At 64.6% G+C, this 17,248-nt stretch carries 13 protein-coding genes; 6 read left to right on the forward strand and 7 right to left on the reverse strand.

From position 1 onward, the window contains the following. Both PHO31112_RS26030 and PHO31112_RS26035 read right to left on the reverse strand, forming a co-directional pair. A partial coding sequence (locus tag PHO31112_RS26030) for a hypothetical protein (RefSeq protein WP_217427080.1) occupies nt 1–276 on the reverse strand: 276 nt, incomplete at its 3' end. A gap of 399 nt (nt 277–675) precedes the next feature. After that, a complete protein-coding gene (locus tag PHO31112_RS26035) occupies nt 676–1,641 on the reverse strand; it encodes a LysR family transcriptional regulator (RefSeq protein WP_174995891.1) in 966 nt (321 codons plus the stop codon). Between the two features lie 279 nt (nt 1,642–1,920). On the opposite strand from PHO31112_RS26035, the gene PHO31112_RS26040 reads away from it, so the two are divergent. The 4 genes from PHO31112_RS26040 to PHO31112_RS26055 are packed head-to-tail and all read left to right on the forward strand — an operon-like array spanning nt 1,921 to nt 6,698. Beyond that, complete coding sequence (locus PHO31112_RS26040; RefSeq protein WP_150624518.1) at nt 1,921–3,249, forward strand: MFS transporter; 1,329 nt, start codon at nt 1,921–1,923, stop codon at nt 3,247–3,249. Next, nucleotides 3,246–4,025 (forward strand): SDR family NAD(P)-dependent oxidoreductase, encoded by a 780-nt coding sequence (locus PHO31112_RS26045; RefSeq protein ID WP_150624520.1) that lies wholly within the window; start codon nt 3,246–3,248, stop codon nt 4,023–4,025. The genes PHO31112_RS26040 and PHO31112_RS26045 overlap by 4 nt, the downstream gene beginning before the upstream one ends. 40 nt (nt 4,026–4,065) lie before the next feature. Further along, the gene (gene ilvD, locus PHO31112_RS26050) at nt 4,066–5,811 is read left to right on the forward strand and encodes a dihydroxy-acid dehydratase (protein ID WP_150624522.1); all 1,746 of its coding nucleotides are present in this window, start codon (nt 4,066–4,068) and stop codon (nt 5,809–5,811) included. Beyond that, nucleotides 5,808–6,698 carry an NAD(P)-dependent oxidoreductase gene (locus PHO31112_RS26055; protein ID WP_150624524.1) on the forward strand — a complete coding sequence of 297 codons (891 nt, stop codon included), beginning with the start codon at nt 5,808–5,810 and terminating at the stop codon, nt 6,696–6,698. The genes ilvD and PHO31112_RS26055 overlap by 4 nt, the downstream gene beginning before the upstream one ends. 56 nt (nt 6,699–6,754) lie before the next feature. Here the strand turns inward: PHO31112_RS26055 and PHO31112_RS26060 are convergent, their stop codons facing one another. The 3 genes from PHO31112_RS26060 to PHO31112_RS26070 form a co-directional block, all read right to left on the reverse strand. Continuing rightward, nucleotides 6,755–8,359 (reverse strand): ABC transporter substrate-binding protein, encoded by a 1,605-nt coding sequence (locus PHO31112_RS26060; protein ID WP_150624553.1) that lies wholly within the window; start codon nt 8,357–8,359, stop codon nt 6,755–6,757. Between the two features lie 127 nt (nt 8,360–8,486). Further along, nucleotides 8,487–9,359 (reverse strand): 4'-phosphopantetheinyl transferase family protein, encoded by an 873-nt coding sequence (locus PHO31112_RS26065; RefSeq protein ID WP_150624526.1) that lies wholly within the window; start codon nt 9,357–9,359, stop codon nt 8,487–8,489. Nucleotides 9,360–9,596: 237 nt separating this feature from the next. Further along, entirely contained in the window at nt 9,597–10,502 is a 906-nt protein-coding gene (locus PHO31112_RS26070) for an IclR family transcriptional regulator (protein ID WP_246178579.1), read from the reverse strand. Between the two features lie 321 nt (nt 10,503–10,823). Here PHO31112_RS26070 and PHO31112_RS26075 point away from each other — a divergent pair, with 321 nt between their 5' ends. Further along, nucleotides 10,824–13,184 carry a cytochrome P450/oxidoreductase gene (locus PHO31112_RS26075; protein WP_150624530.1) on the forward strand — a complete coding sequence of 787 codons (2,361 nt, stop codon included), beginning with the start codon at nt 10,824–10,826 and terminating at the stop codon, nt 13,182–13,184. Nucleotides 13,185–13,228: 44 nt separating this feature from the next. Here the strand turns inward: PHO31112_RS26075 and PHO31112_RS26080 are convergent, their stop codons facing one another. Together PHO31112_RS26080 and PHO31112_RS26085 are read right to left on the reverse strand one after the other, a co-directional pair. After that, nucleotides 13,229–14,443: a multidrug effflux MFS transporter gene (locus PHO31112_RS26080; RefSeq protein WP_174995893.1), complete on the reverse strand. Its 1,215-nt coding sequence runs from the start codon at nt 14,441–14,443 to the stop codon at nt 13,229–13,231. 163 nt (nt 14,444–14,606) lie between these two features. Next, on the reverse strand, nt 14,607–15,962 hold the full coding sequence (locus PHO31112_RS26085) for an MFS transporter (protein WP_150624534.1): 1,356 nt from the start codon (nt 15,960–15,962) through the stop codon (nt 14,607–14,609). A 656-nt stretch (nt 15,963–16,618) separates the two neighbouring features. Between PHO31112_RS26085 and PHO31112_RS26090 the strand changes: the two genes are divergently transcribed. After that, nucleotides 16,619–17,248: a hypothetical protein gene (locus PHO31112_RS26090; RefSeq protein WP_150624536.1), complete on the forward strand. Its 630-nt coding sequence runs from the start codon at nt 16,619–16,621 to the stop codon at nt 17,246–17,248.

The following is a 17,248-nucleotide window of genomic DNA, read 5'->3' on the forward strand; positions in this document are numbered from 1 at the left end:
GCCACCGGGGCCGCCACCGGGACCGCCGCCATGGCTACCGCAGCCGCAACCGCCTGCGCCACCGATCCCGACCCCCATGCCACCCCCTGTCCCGCCGGGGCCGATGGGGCCGCCGAATGCACCGAGGCCACCGAATCCGCCAGCGCCGCCAAAACCGATGCCGCCACCGCCACCGCGCCCGCCGCCACCACCGGCGGCATACGACGCGTTGATCGAAATTCCACACAGCATGGCTACCGCCGCTGCGCCCGCCAAAGTCGCCTTGAACCCGTTCATGGTCCCCTCCCCGTGCATGCTTACTCTCACGTCGGAACACACGGAACCCCGCCAGAAGGTTCTGCGTTACGGCGTGAGCGCATCAGCGAAAAACGCGGGCAATAAGCGACCACCCCGTGCGTTGATGCACAGGAACACCTTGCCAACTGCCTGCGGGAATCCCGGGGTTGGCGCTTCGCCATACACGATTTACATACGCGAATTCCGTGCCAGACAATTCAACTTATTGATTTTAAACGAATTAATAACTCAACTTACGAGACATCGGAGGGATACCTGCTAAAAACGTATCGTTCTTGAAACGCTGACAACTCGATCGCCACGCCGGCGTCCAACGGGCAGACGAAGCGCCGGCGAGAGAACACGACGCACACTAGCCGCCTCGGCCCCTCGATCGCCTCAATTCGCTTCAATCAGTTCGGCAGACGATTCACGCAGACATGCAGCGAAGAGTTGTGCAGCGGGCGTCGTCGTATCTTCCCGCCAGTAGAGAATTGCCTCCCCCAGCGGGCCGAGCGGCGGCAGCGGCAACACGCGCATCGAACCGCGCTGCACGTAGCGCCGGGCGAGCGATAACGGCAGGATCGAGACAAAATCCCCGCCTCGCAGCAATGAGAGGTTCAACGCCAGTGAACTCGATTCGATCGCCGGACGCTGCAAGGTCACCCCGTGTTCGGCGAGAATCTCCACCATCGTCGCAAACGCCGGCGAGCCGCGCATCGGCGTGATCCAGCGCACCTCCTGCAAGTCTTCCCAGGCGACAGGCTTTTCGGCACCGTCGTTGCCGCCCAACGGATGCCGCGAGCCGACCACGAAAACGAACGGCTCGTGGTGCAGCGATTCGTGACGCATGACAGGCAAATGGCCGGTCACACGATTGCGCCCGAGCGCCAGATCGAGATTGCCCTCGTCCATCATCTTGAGCAGACGGTCGAGCGTGGCCTCCACGAACGAGAACGACGCGGTCGGTGCGCGCCGTGTGAACAGCTCGACCGCATGGGCGATCAACGGCTGCGGGATGGTCACCACGGCGCCGAAACGCACATGGCCGGCCGTACCGGCGGTCAGCGCGCTGACATCGCGCCGCGCCAGTTCGATTTGCCGGAGAATCTCGCGGCCTCGCTCGACAAGTACGCGCCCAATGCCCGTCAGTTCCACGGCGTTCCCCGCGCGACGCACGACCGGTGCTCCCAAGGCCTCTTCGATCTCCGCGATCTGCTTGGAGATGGCCGGCTGCGTGACGTGAAACGCCGCGGCCACGCGCGTGACCTGCCGCAGTTCCCCCAGCGTCACCAGAATGCGCAGATGACCCAGCTTCAGGCCGCTGCGGAAAAAGCGCTCTATCGAATTATCAGTGGCTGACATGGCGGGCATCGGAAAAGCCGTAGCGCTGCGCGAGGGCAGAACGCCGACATCATAACCAAATGGTAATAACGCGAGTGCAAACTGTGATTTGCCGCTGCGCCCGCTCCCCCTTACCCTTCGATCGAGCACCACTGTCGCGCGGGCACCCCGTGATGCATGGGTCGATTCGGAGCTGCCCCGCGCTGCTCCCGATAGGGACGCCACCGCATAACCGAACGCGAGTCACGCTGCTTAATAACTCGACGTGCCGAACGGCACGCATCCATGGAGACAACACTCATGAGCACGTCCCTTTCCGGCGGCGCGCGGCCGCATGCCGGCGCGAGCGCCGCCCTGGACCCGGCGCAACGCAACGCGCTGTATCGCAAGCTGACCTGGCACATCATCCCGTTCCTCTTTCTCTCGTTCATCGTCGCGTACATCGACCGCGTGAACGTGAGCTTCGCGAAGCTGGAGATGCTCTCGGATCTGTCGTTGTCCGAAACCGTCTACGGTGCCGGGGCCGGCGTGTTCTTCCTCGGCTATTTCATTTTCGAAGTGCCGAGCAACCTGATCATGCACCGCGTGGGCGCGCGCATGTGGATCGCCCGCATCATGGTCACGTGGTCGATCATCTCCTGCCTGACGATGTTCACGCAGGGTCCGATCTCGTTCTACGTGCTTCGCTTCCTGCTTGGCGTGGCCGAAGCCGGCTTCTTCCCTGGCATCGTGCTGTATCTGTCGAAGTGGTTCCCGTCGAATAAACGCTCGCAGATCATTGCCATGTTCATGGTGGCAATTCCGGTGTCTGGCGCGATCGGCGGACCGCTGTCCGGCTGGATCATGCAGCACTTCGGCGGCCTGCACGACTTCGCCGGCTGGCAATGGCTATTCCTGATCGAAGGCGTTGCCTCGCTGTTCGTGGGCATCGCCGCGTTCTTCGTGTTGCAGGACCGAATCGAAACGGTGAAATGGCTGAACGCGGACGAGAAGCGCCTGCTCGCGCAGGATCTCGCCGCCGACGACAGCACCCGCGTCCATCAGAGCGTGCGGGAGGTGTTCGGCAACGGCAAGGTCTGGTTGCTCGGCCTGCTGTACTTCTGCATCGCGATGGGTAATTACGGCCTCGTGTTCTGGCTGCCGACGATGATTCGCGCCGCTGGCGTGGCCAACCTCGGCAACATCGGGCTGCTTTCGGCGGTGCCGTCGCTCATCAGCGCGGTCGCGATGATTCTGGTGGCTCGTCATGCCGATCGCCGCAACGAGCGCCGCGTGCATGTGGCCATATGCTGCCTGCTGGGGGCCGCCGGCATGCTGGCCTCGGTGTTGCTCGCCCAGCATCTGTGGTGGTCGATGGCTGCGCTCATCGTGGCCGCCATCGGCATCAACTCGATCGCGCCAGTCTTCTGGGGCATTCCCACGGCGATGATGGGCGGTGCCGGTGCAGCCGCCGCCATCGCGCTGATCAATTCGACCGGCAACCTTGCCGGCTTCGTCAGTCCGTATGTCATCGGCTTTCTCAAAGACAGTACCGGGCAACTGCTGCCGGGCATGATCGTGCTGGCGTGCGCGCTGGTCGGCGGTGCCTTCATCGTGCTGTCGCTGAGGCCACAACGGAGTCGCGCATGAGTTTTCCCGTCTGCCTCGTGACTGGCGCCGCCACCGGCATCGGCGCCGCCACGGCCCTGCGCTTCGCACGCGACGGCTGGGCCGTGGCCATCAACAACTTCGACGACAGTACCCGCGACGCTGCGGAATCGGTGGCGGCGCAATGCCGCGACGCCGGTGCGCAAACGCTCGTTATCGATGCCGACGTTGGCAACGACGCGGCTTGCCGCCGCATGGCCGACGTGGTCGGCGCGCAATGGGGGCGGCTCGACGTTCTCGTGAACAGCGCAGGCACAACGCGCGTGATTCCGCACGGCGACCTCGACGCCATCGATGACGTCGAGTTCGAGCGCGTCTACCGCGTCAACCTGATCGGCATGTTTCAAATGACGCGCGCTGCGGCATCGTTGCTGCGCGACAGGCCGGCAGGCGCATCGTCGGGCGCCGTCGTCAACATCTCGTCGCTCGCGTCGCTCAACGGCACGGGCTCGTCGATTGCCTATGCGGCGTCCAAGGGTGCGGTCAATTCGCTAACACTCTCGCTCGCGCGCAATCTGGCCCCGCACGTGCGCGTGAACGCCATTGCGCCGGGCATGGTCGACGACGGCCTGCTGCGACGCGTGCTCGGCGACGATGCTTACGCCCGCGTGGTCGACGGCATGCGCGAGAACGCGCCGCTCAAGCGAGTCTCGCAGCCGTCGGAAATCGCGAACCTCGCCTGGTTCCTCGCCGCTCACGCTCCCGCGATGACCGGTCAGGTGATCGCCATCGAGAATGGCTTGCTGTTGAACACCTGAGCGGCGTCCGCGCACGACACAACCTAAGGAAGCCCCCCCAATGACAGATCTGCACAAACACCGCTCCCGCACCGTGACGGAAGGCGTGACGCGCACGCCGCACCGCGCGTTTCTGCGCGCCACCGGCCTCGACGACGCCGCCATCGAAAAGCCGTTCGTCGCCATCGTCGACACGTTTGGCGAGAACACACCCTGCTCCATGTCGCTGAACCAGATCTCGGACAACGTCCGGCTTGGCGTGGCGGCCGGGGGCGGCGTGCCGATTCGCGGCTCCGCGATCTCGGTGTCGGACGGCACCTCGATGAATCACTCCGGCATGCGCTTCTCGCTGGTGTCGCGCGAGACGATTGCCGACAGCGTCGAGTTGTTCGTGCGCGCGCATTGTTACGACGCGCTCGTTGGCGTGGCCGGCTGCGACAAGACGCTGCCCGGCATTCTGATGGGCATGGTGCGCGTGAACGTCCCCGGCGTGTTCCTGTTCGGCGGCGCGATGCTGCCCGGCGTGGCGCCGGACGGCTCGCAAGCCACGATCCTCACCGCCATCGAAGCCGTCGGCACAGCACAGCGTGGTGATATGACGCCCGAGACGTTGCGCGGCATCGAAAAGCGCTGCACGCCGACGGCCGGCTCGTGCCCCGGGCAATTCACTGCGAACACGATGGCGATGGTGGCGGAAGTTCTCGGCCTCGCGCCGCTGGGTTCGGCCATGGTGCCTGCGGTGTATAGCGAGCGCATCGCCATTGCCCGGCGCGCCGGAGAAAACGTCATGCGCGCCCTGCGCAACGGCGGGCCGTTGCCGCGCGATCTGGTCACGCGCAAGAGTCTGGAAAACGCCTGCGCGGCGGTGGCGGCCACCGGTGGCTCGACCAACGCCATGCTGCATATTCCTGCCATCGCGCATGAAGCCGGCATCCCGTTCACGCTCGACGACGTCTCCGAAGTACTCGCCCGCACCCCGCTCATCGGCGACATGCAGCCTGGCGGCCGCTACCTGGCCGTCGATCTGCATCACGTCGGCGGGGTGCCTGCGGTGCTCAACGCTCTGCTCGCCGGCGGCCATATTCATGGCGATACGCTCACACAGAGCGGCGAGACGCTCGACGTCGCATTGCGCGCGTTTCCCGGCCCCGACGGCCGCGTTGTCAAGCCGCATACCGAACCGCTCTCGCCGAACGCAGGGCTGGTCGTGCTGCGCGGCAACCTGGCGCCCGACGGCGCCGCACTGAAGACGGCCGGCCTGAAGCAACTGGTGTTCTCAGGCACCGCGCGCGTATTCGAAGCGGAAGAAGACTGCATGGCGGTGGTGTCGGCAGGCACGTACCGCGAAGGCGACGTGCTCGTGATTCGCAACGAAGGCCCCAAGGGCGGGCCGGGCATGCGCGAAATGCTGAGCGTGACCGCAGCGATCTACGGGCAAGGGATGGGCGAAAAGGTGGCGCTGCTGACCGACGGCCGTTTCTCCGGGGCGACGCGCGGCATGTGCATCGGCTACGTCGGCCCCGAAGCGGCGGCGGGCGGACCGATCCGTTTGCTGCGCGATGGCGACCGCATCCACATCGACGCAATCAAGGGTAAGCTCGACGTCGAACTCTCCGACGAGGCACTCGCGGCCCGCGCCGCCGAAACCCAACCGTTCGTGCGCGGACGTCTAGGCGGCGTGCTGGAAAAGTACGAAGCGCTCGTGCGGCCGGCCAAGTTCGGCGCCGTCACGCACTCGGGTGCCGTGGAATGGCCCTACGAAGCCTTGCTCGGGGAGACGCCAACCCACAAGGACACGAATCGATGACTACCCCACGCGTAGGTTTTTGCGGTATCGGGCGCATGGGCGAACCCATGACGCAGCGGCTGCTCGCCGCCGGACACGAGGTCGCCGTCTGGAACCGCTCGGCGGCAAAACTGGCGGCGTTGACCGACGCCGGCGCAATGGCCTGCGTCACTCCGCAGGCGCTCGGCGAATGCGTCGACATGGCGCTGCTCTGTCTCGGTGACGGCAAGGCGGTGGAGGACGTGGTGTTCGGTGAGCACGGGCTCGTGCATGCGGCCACGCCACCGCGCTTTCTCGTCGATCATTCGACGCTCTCGCCCGCGTTGACTCGCACCCTTGCCAAGCGCTGGCACGAAGCGACCAGCAGTGTATGGATCGACGCGCCCGTGTCCGGCGGCACGGCTGGTGCCGAGGCCGGCACGCTGGCGATCATGGCGGGGGGGCCGAAAGAGGCCGTCGAAGCGATCACGCCGGTACTGCGTGCATTCTCCTCACGCGTGACACGCATGGGCGACACCGGTGCAGGCCAGACCACGAAGCTCGCCAATCAGGCCATCGTCGCCACCACGCTCGCGGGGCTGGCGGAGGCCTTCCTGCTGGCCAAGCGCAGCGGCATCGATACGTCGGCCGTGCCCTCGGCGCTGCAAGGCGGTTGGGCCGATTCCGTCCTGCTGCAAACGCTGTGGCCGCGCATGGTGAACCCGCCGGCGCATGCCACCGGTACGGTTCGCGTGATGCTCAAGGATCTCGATGCGATTGCGGAACTGGCCCACACGAGCGCTACGGTGCAGCGCGTGCTGCCCGAGGTACGTCGTCTGCTGAAGGACGCCGCGCAACGTGGCATGGCGGATTGGGATCTGTCTCAGATTTTCCGTATCGGCGAAGCCGAGAGTTCGCCGCAAGCATGACGATGGATTGAAGCAGCCATGCCCGTCGCGGGGCATGGCCAGACATCGCTGAGAACTTACTTGACCTGCACGGCCGCGAAGTTCTGGCGGCCGAACGGGCTCACCTGATACCCCGAGACCTCCGAGCGCGTAATCACCGCGGCCGTCGGATGCGCCAGCGGAATCCACAGCGCATCGTCCTTGATCGTCTTCTGTGCCGCCTGGTATTTGGCGGTACGCGTGGCGACATCGGGCGTGCGCTTCCCGTCGCCGATTAGCTTGTCGAGATTGGCGTCGCAGAAGCGCGCGAAGTTCGTCCCCGAGGTCACGGCAGCGCAACTGAACTGCGGCGTGAGGAAGTTATCGGGATCGCCGTTATCGCCCGACCAGCCCATGAACAGCAGGTCATGCTCGCCCGCCTTGCCGCGGCGAATCAGTTCGCCCCACTCCACGGTCTTGATCTGCGCCTTCACGCCGATTTTCGCCAGATCGCTTTGCAGCATCTCCGCGCCCACGCGCGGGTTGGGGTTGAGCAGGCTGCCGGCCGGACGCGTCCAGATCGTCGTTTCGAAACCTTGCGGGAAACCAGCGTCGGCGAGCAGCTTCTTCGCTTTCTCGAGGCTGTGCGGATAATCCGCCACGCTCTTGGCGTAGCTCCATGTGTTCGGCGGATACACGTTGACCGCCGGCGTGGCCGTGCCCTCGAACACCTGCTTGACGTAACTCGGCTTGTCGAACGCCAGATTCAACGCCTGACGCACGCGCACGTCGTTCAGCGGCTTGTGCTGCGTGTTGATGGCGACGAATGCCGTCATGAAGGCGGGCGTCTCCACCACCTTGAGGGCCTTGTCTGCCCGCGCGGCCTGCACGTCGAGCGGCTTGGGCGACAGCGCGATCTGGCACTCGCTGACCTTCACCTTCTGCGCGCGCACCGCGGCGTCGGGGACGATCGTGTAGATCAGGCGTTCCGAAGCCGGCTTGCCGCCGAAGTACGACGCGTTGGCGTCGAAACGCACAACGCTGTCCTTCTGATAGTTGCGGAACACAAACGGGCCGGTGCCGATCGGACGTGCATTCAGTTCATCCGTCTTGTTGGCGGCGATGAGCTTGTCTGCGTACTCAGCCGAATAGATCGACGCGAAGCCCATCGACAGCATCGACAGGAACACGGCGTCCGGCTCTGACAGCGTGAAGCGAACGGTGTTGTCGTCAACCTTCTGCACCGACTTGATCAGCTTGCCCAGCGAGAGCGATTGCGCATGCGGGAAGCCCGACGGCGTGAGCTTGTGCCACGGCGCGTTGTCGTTGAGCATGCGATCAAACGTGAAGACGACGTCGTCGGCATTGAAGGCGCGCGTCGGCTTGAAGAGGTCGTTGCTATGGAAGCTCACGTTCGGGCGCAGCGTGAACGTGTAGATCAGGCCATCGGGACTGACGTCCCACTTGGTCGCCAGACTCGGCACGACTTTCGCCTGCGCGGCATCGAATTCGACCAGCCGGTTGAACACCGGATCGGCAGAAGCGTTGGTCGTGGTGAGCGAGTTGTAGCGCACGACGTCGAAGCCTTCAGGGCTGGCTTCGGTGCACACGGTAAGAGCCTTGGCATGCGCCGCGAGAGGCACCAGCGGCAGGGAAAGGACGGTCAGAACGGTAGCGAGAGTACGACGCGAGCGACGGTGCATGAGCTTCTTCTCCAGGAAGTCGATGACGGTTGGCAAACAACGGGCCAGAATAGCGCAAATTCAGGACAACTGCCTTTGCGCCGCCGCATATGCTTATATCGACTGTCTCGAATCCTGAAGCCGGATGTCAATTCTGCCAACCGAAGACCCGCATCCGGTGAACGATGCTGTTGCGCGCCGCCACCACGGTTAGCCGAGAACTGACGGACATGTCGTACAGATAACGTGTACTGCCCGCGTACGGCACGCTCACGTAGGGGTGCGCCAGCAACGGCACGCCAACGCCCGGCGCCAGTGCCTCCCCATCACCCGCCAGACGCGCCAGACACAAACGATGCGCGGCGTCTCGCGCCACGGCGAACGGGTCGCCCGGCTGGGCGCTCACCCGCGCGCCGTCGTCCGGCCCGACCGGCGTCGGGGCATGCACGGCCAGAGCCACCGGCCCCTGCCCCAGCGCGACGAACAACCACAAACCCGTGTGCGCCATGTCGACCCACACCTTGCCGTGCGGTCCATCGCATTCCAGCGCCGATCCGCCAGGCGTTGGCGCCGGGACAGGGGCTTGCGCGGGAGAACAGCGGAACCAGCGGCCGAGAATCCAGCGCAGCGCGATGCGCTCCGACAAAAAGCGGTGGCGCATCTGTGCACGCGGCAGCCGGCGGGCGAGCGAATGTTCCACCGCCGACAACCACGTCGCGCCGTCGTCGGGCCCGCCTGCGGCCGCCCCCGTCGCCCCGAAGGGACGCCCGGCCAGCAGAAAGCGCCACAACCACATTTCGTCACCACCACATCGAGGCAAAGTGCGCGGCCCCTCCAGAGGATGCTCGCCGGCGTTATCCGCAGCCCCCTTATCGCTGCTGGCCAGCGCACGATGCTGCGCGCCACCGGTCACCTTGCGCTCCCCCTGACAGAACTGCCCTAAGGGCAGATACGTCATGGAAGGCGTTGGAATCGATGCCACCCGTGGTGCCGGATCGACGGTTCGTTTCAACATCAGCATTTACGACCTCCACAGGCGAGGTCTCCGACGACAGGTCTTGCCTATGCCCAACGTCATCGGCGGCCGTTAATATATCTTGTTAATGAGAATCATTATCAATTGTAGCACAAGGGAGGCCACCGGAAAGCGTGTGAGGCTCGCGCCGGAAATGGCGTGGGAGGGTGATGAGGCGGTATGAGCCGGCAGCCGCGGGGGCGGCTGCCGCATAGCGACGGTGGGCCGTGAAGCGCGGACGGGTCAGGCGCCGGCCGGCAGCGGCGGACGATAACCCAGCGAATGACTGGCGGCCAATGCTTCCCGGCGCACGGCTTCGCCGATGGGACCGTCCGTTCGGGCGTCGAATCCGCCGGTAGCGCCGAGCGCCGTAATCACGCCGACGAGACGGCCGTCATAGTTGAAAACCGGCGCGGCCAGCGCGCTGATACCGGTCAGGTTGGTGTCGCGCACGCTCGCCCCCTGCGCGGCACGCACCGACGCCCGGAGTGTGCCGATGGGATCGGCCGCATCGAGTTGTGCGCGCTGCTCCGGCGTGGCGTTTGCCAGTTCGCCTTCGGCCATCGCCAGCACCTGAGGATCGTCGAGCCATCCAAGAAAAACGCGCCCTGCCGCCGACCAGAGGACGGACATCACGGAACCGATACGCACATTGATCGTCACCGGCAGGCCCGGCTCTTCGAAACGCACGATGGTCGGCCCCTTATTGCCCATGACGGCAATGAAGCAGGTCACGTCGAACGCCTCGCGCAGGCGCACGAGCGCCGGTTCGGCCGCCCGCACCGGATCGGCCTGCCGCATGGCGGCCACGCCGATGAGCATGGCTTCAAGCCCAAGATGATAGTGCTGCGAGTCGGCGTCCTGCGCGACGAGCCCCTCTTCCACAAGACTCATCAGATAGCGGTGAACCTTGGCGGGACTCTGCTGCACGTGCAAGGCAAGCGTGGTGAGGCTCGCGCGACCGCCCAGGCGGGCCAGTCCCTTGAGCACGACCATGCCGGTTTCGGCCGACTGTACGCGTTGTCGGCGGCCGCGCTCACGAGGCACGCCGATGGCATCGGTGCCGGACGCCGCGAGGTCATCCGTCACGCCGGAAGGCGCAGCCGCACTGCGCGGGCGGCCAGCTGTGGGTCGTTTGCTTGTGGTCATCGGCGAGATTTTATGACGCAAATCGCTATCACCCGGCATCAACGGTCCTAGAGGTTAACCCCAGTCTACTAATTTACGCAATGCGTATTATATTTACGCTTATCAGATTCAGAGAATGTGAACGCTCTCTGTGCGCGCGATTGTCGGGCATCCGGGGCATATCACATCGGGATGAGGAGACGCTCTCGCCAGATTCACGCGCCAGTGTGCTCACACACTCGCCGCAAGATCGCGAGCCGCTCCTCTACACTTGTTTCATTGCGTGTGTCGCCACGAGCCTTGCATGGCCGTCGTCGCACCCGACCCAGAGAGCGTGAACGGATGAACCAAACGACTTCCCCCACCCCCGACACTGCCGCCGCGAGCGCTGGCGGCTGCCCGTTTCATCAAACCGTTGTTGCCAAAGCCCCCAATGGCTGCCCGGTGAGCACGCGGGCGGCAGACTTCGATCCGTTCGAAGACGGCTATCAGCAAGACCCTCCCGAGTACGTGCGTTGGGCGCGCGATCAGGAGCCGGTGTTCTACAGCCCGAAGCTCGGCTACTGGGTGGTGACGCGCTACGACGACATCAAAGCGATCTTCCGCGACAACATCACCTTCAGCCCGTCGATTGCGCTGGAAAAGATCACGCCGACGGGACCGGAAGCGAATGCTGTGCTGGCGTCGTATGGATTCGCCCTCAATCGCACGCTCGTCAACGAAGACGAACCGGCGCACATGCCGCGCCGGCGCGTGCTGATGGAGCCATTCACGCCCGAGCATCTCAAGCATCACGAGCCGTTGGTGCGCCAACTCGCGCGCGAGTACGTCGACCGCTTCATCAACGATGGCCGCGCCGATCTCGTCGACCAGATGCTGTGGGAAGTCCCGCTCACGGTAGCGCTGCACTTCCTCGGCGTGCCGGAAGAAGACATGGACAAGCTGCGTGAGTACTCCATCGCGCACACGGTCAACACATGGGGACGTCCGAAGCCCGAAGAGCAAGTGGCCGTGGCCCACGCCGTCGGCAACTTCTGGCAACTTGCTGGCAAGATTCTCGACAAGATGCGTCAGAACCCGGATGGCCCGGGCTGGATGCAGTACGGTATTCGCAAGCAGAAGGATTACCCCGAGGTCGTCACCGATTCGTATCTGCATTCGATGATGATGGCGGGCATCGTGGCCGCTCACGAAACGACGGCCAACGCCACCGCGAACGCAATGAAGCTGCTGCTCCAGCACCCGGAGGTGTGGCGCGAGATCTGCGAAGACCCATCGCTGATTCCGAACGCGGTGGAAGAGTGCCTGCGTCACAACGGTTCGGTCGCCGCGTGGCGTCGTCTGGCCACGAAGGACGTGAATATCGGCGGCATCGACATCGCCGCGGGCTCGAAACTGCTGATCGTGACGTCGTCCGCCAACCATGATGAAGCCCACTTCGCCGACGCCGATCTGTTCGACATCCGCCGCGAAAACGCCAGCGACCAGCTTACGTTCGGTTACGGCTCGCATCAGTGCATGGGCAAGAATCTCGCCCGCATGGAAATGCAGATCTTCCTCGAGGAATTCACCCGCCGTCTGCCGCATATGAAGCTCGCGGCGCAGGCGTTTACCTACGTGCCGAACACATCGTTCCGAGGCCCCGAACATGTGTGGGTCGAGTGGGACCCGGCACAGAACCCCGAGCGCCACGACCCGGCCGTGTTGACACGTCAGTCGCCCGTACGCATCGGCGAACCATCGGGCCACAGCGTGACGCGTCCGGTCGTGGTCGAGTCCGTCACCCCGGCCGCCGAGGGCATCGTCAAATTGCGGCTCGTCGCGCCGGATGGCCGCGCCATGCCGCGCTGGGCCCCCGGCTCGCACATCGATATCGAATGCGGCGACACGGGACTCTCGCGTCAGTATTCACTGTGCGGCGACCCGTCGGACACGGGCGCGCTCGAAATCGCCGTGCTGCATGAGCCGGAAGGCCGTGGTGGTTCGAACTGGGTTCACACGCGAGTGAAAAGCGGCGACCGTCTGCGCATTCGCGGCCCGCGCAATCACTTCCGGCTGGATGAAACGAGGTCGCGCGCGATCTTCATGGCAGGAGGTATCGGGGTCACGCCGATCGCCGCCATGGCACGGCGCGCGAAGGCGCTGGGCATCGACTACGAAATCCATTACAGCGGGCGCAGCCGCCGCACGATGGCGCTGATTGACGAGCTTCAGTCGCTGCACGGCGATCGTCTGCATCTGTGGGTGAAGGACGAAGGGCAGCGTGCCGACTATGCCGCCCTGCTTGCAACGCCGCAAGACGGCACGCAAGTGTATGCCTGTGGTCCCCTGCGCATGCTCGACGGTCTGGCGCAATGCTGCGCGCACTGGCCGGACGACACGTTGCGCGTCGAGCACTTCCAGTCGCAACTGGGCACGCTGGACCCCGAGAAGGAGCATGCGTTCGAGGTTACGCTCAAGGATTCCGGCATTACGGTCACGGTGCCGGCGGATCAGACGTTGCTCACGGCGCTGCGCGCGGCGAACATCGACGTGCAGAGTGACTGCGAGGAGGGGCTGTGCGGCTCGTGCGAGGTCCAGGTGCTGGAGGGCGACGTGGATCACCGCGACGTGGTGCTCACGCGTGCCGAGCGCGACGCGAACACCAAGATGATGTCCTGCTGCTCACGCGCCTGCGGCAAGAAACTGGTGCTGGCGTTGTAAGCTGCGGCATCGGTCCGCGGAAGTACGAGGGGCGTGCGGCGCCCTCAACGCGCGTGCTGAGGCTTACGCAGCATCGTCAGCAGCGCGATGAGGGCCAACACCGAGAATCCGCACATGACGGTCGCGAGCGGGCGTGGCGAGCCATCGTTGAGCACACCCAACAGGCCGCCCGCCGCGAAGCCGAAGCCATACTGCACGCTGCCGACGAGCGCCGCCGCAGCGCCGGCGCGGGTCGGGTGATTGGCCAGCGCCCCCGCCACCGAGTTCGCGGTGATGATGCCGCGCAGCGACATGAACAGAAACAGCAGTGCAACCATCACCGGCAGCAACGCGACACCCAGCCACACCGTTACGCACAGCACGGACGTCACGATGGCGCACCCGATGATACCGATGCGCATCAATCGATAGGGCCCCACCTGCCCCACGCGGCGCGAGTTGAACATCGTCACCGATGCCATCCCGACGATGTTGATGCCGAAGAGCACCCCGAAAAATTGCGGCGAGACATGGAAGTACTCCATGTACACCAGCGGCGTGCCGGTAATGTACGTGAACGACGCGCCGAAGACCGCCCCGCCCGCTACCATGTAGCCGACGAACTGCGGGTCGCGCAACAGGTGCCAGTAAGACGCCGCCACGGCACGCGGGCCGCCCGCTTGACGCGCATGCACGGCGCCGGTCTCAGGCAGGCGCCACAGGGCGGCCATTGCCACCACACCGAACACCGCGAGAATGCCGAAGATTACGCGCCATGAGGTGAAGCGCAGCATCTGTCCGCCGATGAGCGGTGCCACGATCGGCGCCACGCTCATCACCAGCAACATGATCGAAAAGGCGCGTGCACTGTTACGCGGCCCGTAGACGTCGCGCACGATGGCCTGCGCGATCACCGGCATGGCGCATCCTCCGAGTGCCTGCACGAAGCGCCATATCATCATGTGCTCCATGCTGTCGGCGAACGCACATCCGATGGTGCCGAAGATGTACAGCGCGATCCCCGCCGCCATCGGCCGACGACGCCCGAAGCGATCCGCAAGCGGGCCCCACACGAGTTGTCCGAAAGCGAATCCGAGAAAGAAATACGACAGGGTGAGTTGCGTGGTAGCGGCGCTCGCGCCCAACTCGTGGCGCATCGTCACGAGCCCCGGCAGGTACATATCCGTGGACGCCGGCGCGATCATCATGAACAGGCCGAGAATGCCGAGCAACACACGCTCGGAGGGCAACGCAGGAGAGAGTTCGGACGTCGATGTCATTATCGTTATGATGATTCGGCGCGAAGCCCGCCGCGTCATGGATGACGCCGCGAAAACAGCAACGCCCGCCATGATAACGCTGGCGGGCGCCGCACTTTCATACTCGATGGTTATCGCACGCTTAACCGCTGCTTATGGCGCGGCCTGCGCTGCGGCGTCATTCTCAGTTGGCCCCGGCCGTGCGCAGCGTGCCACCGTTGCTGCGCTGCGTGCGGGCAATGGCCAGCACACCGATCAGCGACACGCATGCCGGCACCGCCGCCGCGAGGAACAGCGACGACGACGACCATTGCAGATGCATCAGCGCGCCCCCCAGCACCGGGCCGAGCACCGACCCGATCCGGCCGATGCCGAGGCTCCAGCCGATGCCCGTCGAGCGCAGCGACGTAGGGTAGTACGTCGCGGCCAGCGCGTTGAGCGCCGGTTGTCCGCCGATGATCGAGAAGCCCGCGAAGAAGATGGCGATGAACACCGCTACCATCGACACCATCACCACCGGGTTGCCGATGGCCGCCGTTGCCGCAATCGCGATCAGGAAGGTGACCGCCAACACGCTCGTGAAGCCCACGCGGTCGATCACCCGGCCGAGCAGCAGCGTGCCGATCACACCGCCGGCCCACAGGGCGGTGCCGGCCATCACGGCGACCTGCGTCGAATAACCGGCGTCGCGAATCACCGTCGGCAGCCAGTTCGACAGGAAGTACATGTCGAGCAGGTTGGCGAAGTTGATGACCCAGAGCAGCAGTGTCACACGGGCACGACCGTCCTTGAACAGCTCGATGAACGGCACGCCCTTCGCCTTCTGCTCGTCGAGCACGAAGTGAGCGTCGAGCGGTACGTTGGCGTTGGGCGCCACGCGCAGCAACTGCTGGCGAATACGCGCGCCGCCGCTCTTCCTGAACATCAGGAACTGGATCGACTCGGGCAGCGAAATCCACATCAGCATGCCGAGCACCAACGGGATGGCCCCGCCGATGTAGAACACTGCGCGCCAGCCCAGACTCGGAATGATCGCGGCCGTGATGAGGCCACCGACCACGCCGCCCAGCGTGAAGCCGCACGACACCATCATCATGAGCGACACGCGAATGCGACGCGGGCTGTACTCGCCGGCGAGCGCCATCGCGTTCGGCATGATGCACCCCAGCCCCAACCCGGCCACGAAGCGCCAGACGACCAACTCCGTGATCGTGTTGGCGAAACCGGTAAGGATCATGCACACCGAGAAGAACAGCGTCGCACCGATGAGCACCGGACGACGGCCCAGCTTGTCGGCCAGTGCCGAGAACGTGAGCGACCCGACCAACATGCCGAACAGCCCCGCGCCAAACACCGGCGAGAGCGTTTCCTTGGCAATACCCCACTCGCGGATCACCACAGGGGCGACGTAGCCCATGGCCTGGACGTCGAAACCATCCACCACCAGGCACATCGCGCATAACGCGATTACCCACCATTGATAAGCGCCCAGTCGACTCTCGTCGATCAGTTTGCCCACATTCACTTCTGCTGCTTTCATCCTGTCTCCAAACGTTCTCGCAACTTCGTGTCATTGCGTACTCGGTCGAGGCGCTGGCTTCTCCAGTCGTTGCCTCGCTTCCGGCACCCTGCCATCCCGGTCGGGCATTCAGGGCATTTCATGCATCGCGATCAGAGGATGGATTTGCGGAATCCTCTCGCGCACGAAATTACGCTTTGCGGAAGTTTATCCCGCCGAACGTAATTCAATGCTTGGTGTTAACACTTAGATTCCCGGGGGATGCGTGCTTGCGCTCGAGACTGTCCGACCGGCGCCGGACAGACCGGCATCGGTGAATGGGGCTCGGTTCTGTGGTTTTTCTCCATCCGGAAAATGAGACGACGCCCGGACAATGCGCCCAAAGGCTATACAGGGCGTGAAATTGAGTGATTGACCGGGGAAAAAGCGGTGAATTGTCGCAGTTGTGGTTTTTCTACAGATTTTTTTGGCAAAGGTTAACCCTTCTAGGGATTTCCCTGATATAGTTGCACCTGTCTCCTCCACCTCCTCCTGGTGGATTTTACGGCCAGCAAATTGCTGGCCGTTTTTTTTGCCTGTCAATCCCGTGAGGCCTCGCCCCAAGCGGCAATAGATCGTAATGCGAGTGCGGCGGCAGCATCACGGATGACGCGCCTGCCTGCGCTACACTCGTTGCCATGAAACTCGCGCCGCTCGCTACTCTGCTTTGTGTTTTGCCGCTCGCCGGCTGCTATGTCGTGCAGTATCCGGGAGGCGCGCTCGCGCTCTCCCCCAACCCGATCGCGCCGCAAGCCATGCGCGCTGCGCCGGGTGCGCCCGGTGCCGCAGATGTCTCGACCGCGCCGGTACCCACACCCAGTGTCTCGACCGCACCAGTGAGGCCGTCGCTGACGCCGCCGCCCGCCGGCACGGCCGCGCCTCGGCGCTATCCGAACGATAATCCGGTGCCCCCGGATTACCAGCCGCCAGCGCAGCAAACGCCACGCGCCCCCGTTTATCCGAACGGCTCGCCCGTTCCGCCGGATTATGTGCCGCCGCCTACGTCGCGAGCACCGTCCGGCAACGTCGCGTATGCGCAAGACCCGGGATATGCGTCCTATCCGGCATACCCCACCTACCCGACTTATCAGGCCTATCAGGCGTATCCGGCGTATTCGGCCTACCCCGCATACGCTGTCTATCCGGCCTATGCACCGTTTTACCCGGCGTTTGGCGCGTCGCCTTGGGTCAGCAACGTGTCGGTTTCGTTTTCATGGGGGCGTGGCTGGGGAGGATGGGGCGGCCGCTGCTGCCATCGCTGGCACTGA

The sequence above is a fragment of the Pandoraea horticolens genome (assembly GCF_902459555.1).
GTDB classification, from domain to species: domain Bacteria; phylum Pseudomonadota; class Gammaproteobacteria; order Burkholderiales; family Burkholderiaceae; genus Pandoraea; species Pandoraea horticolens.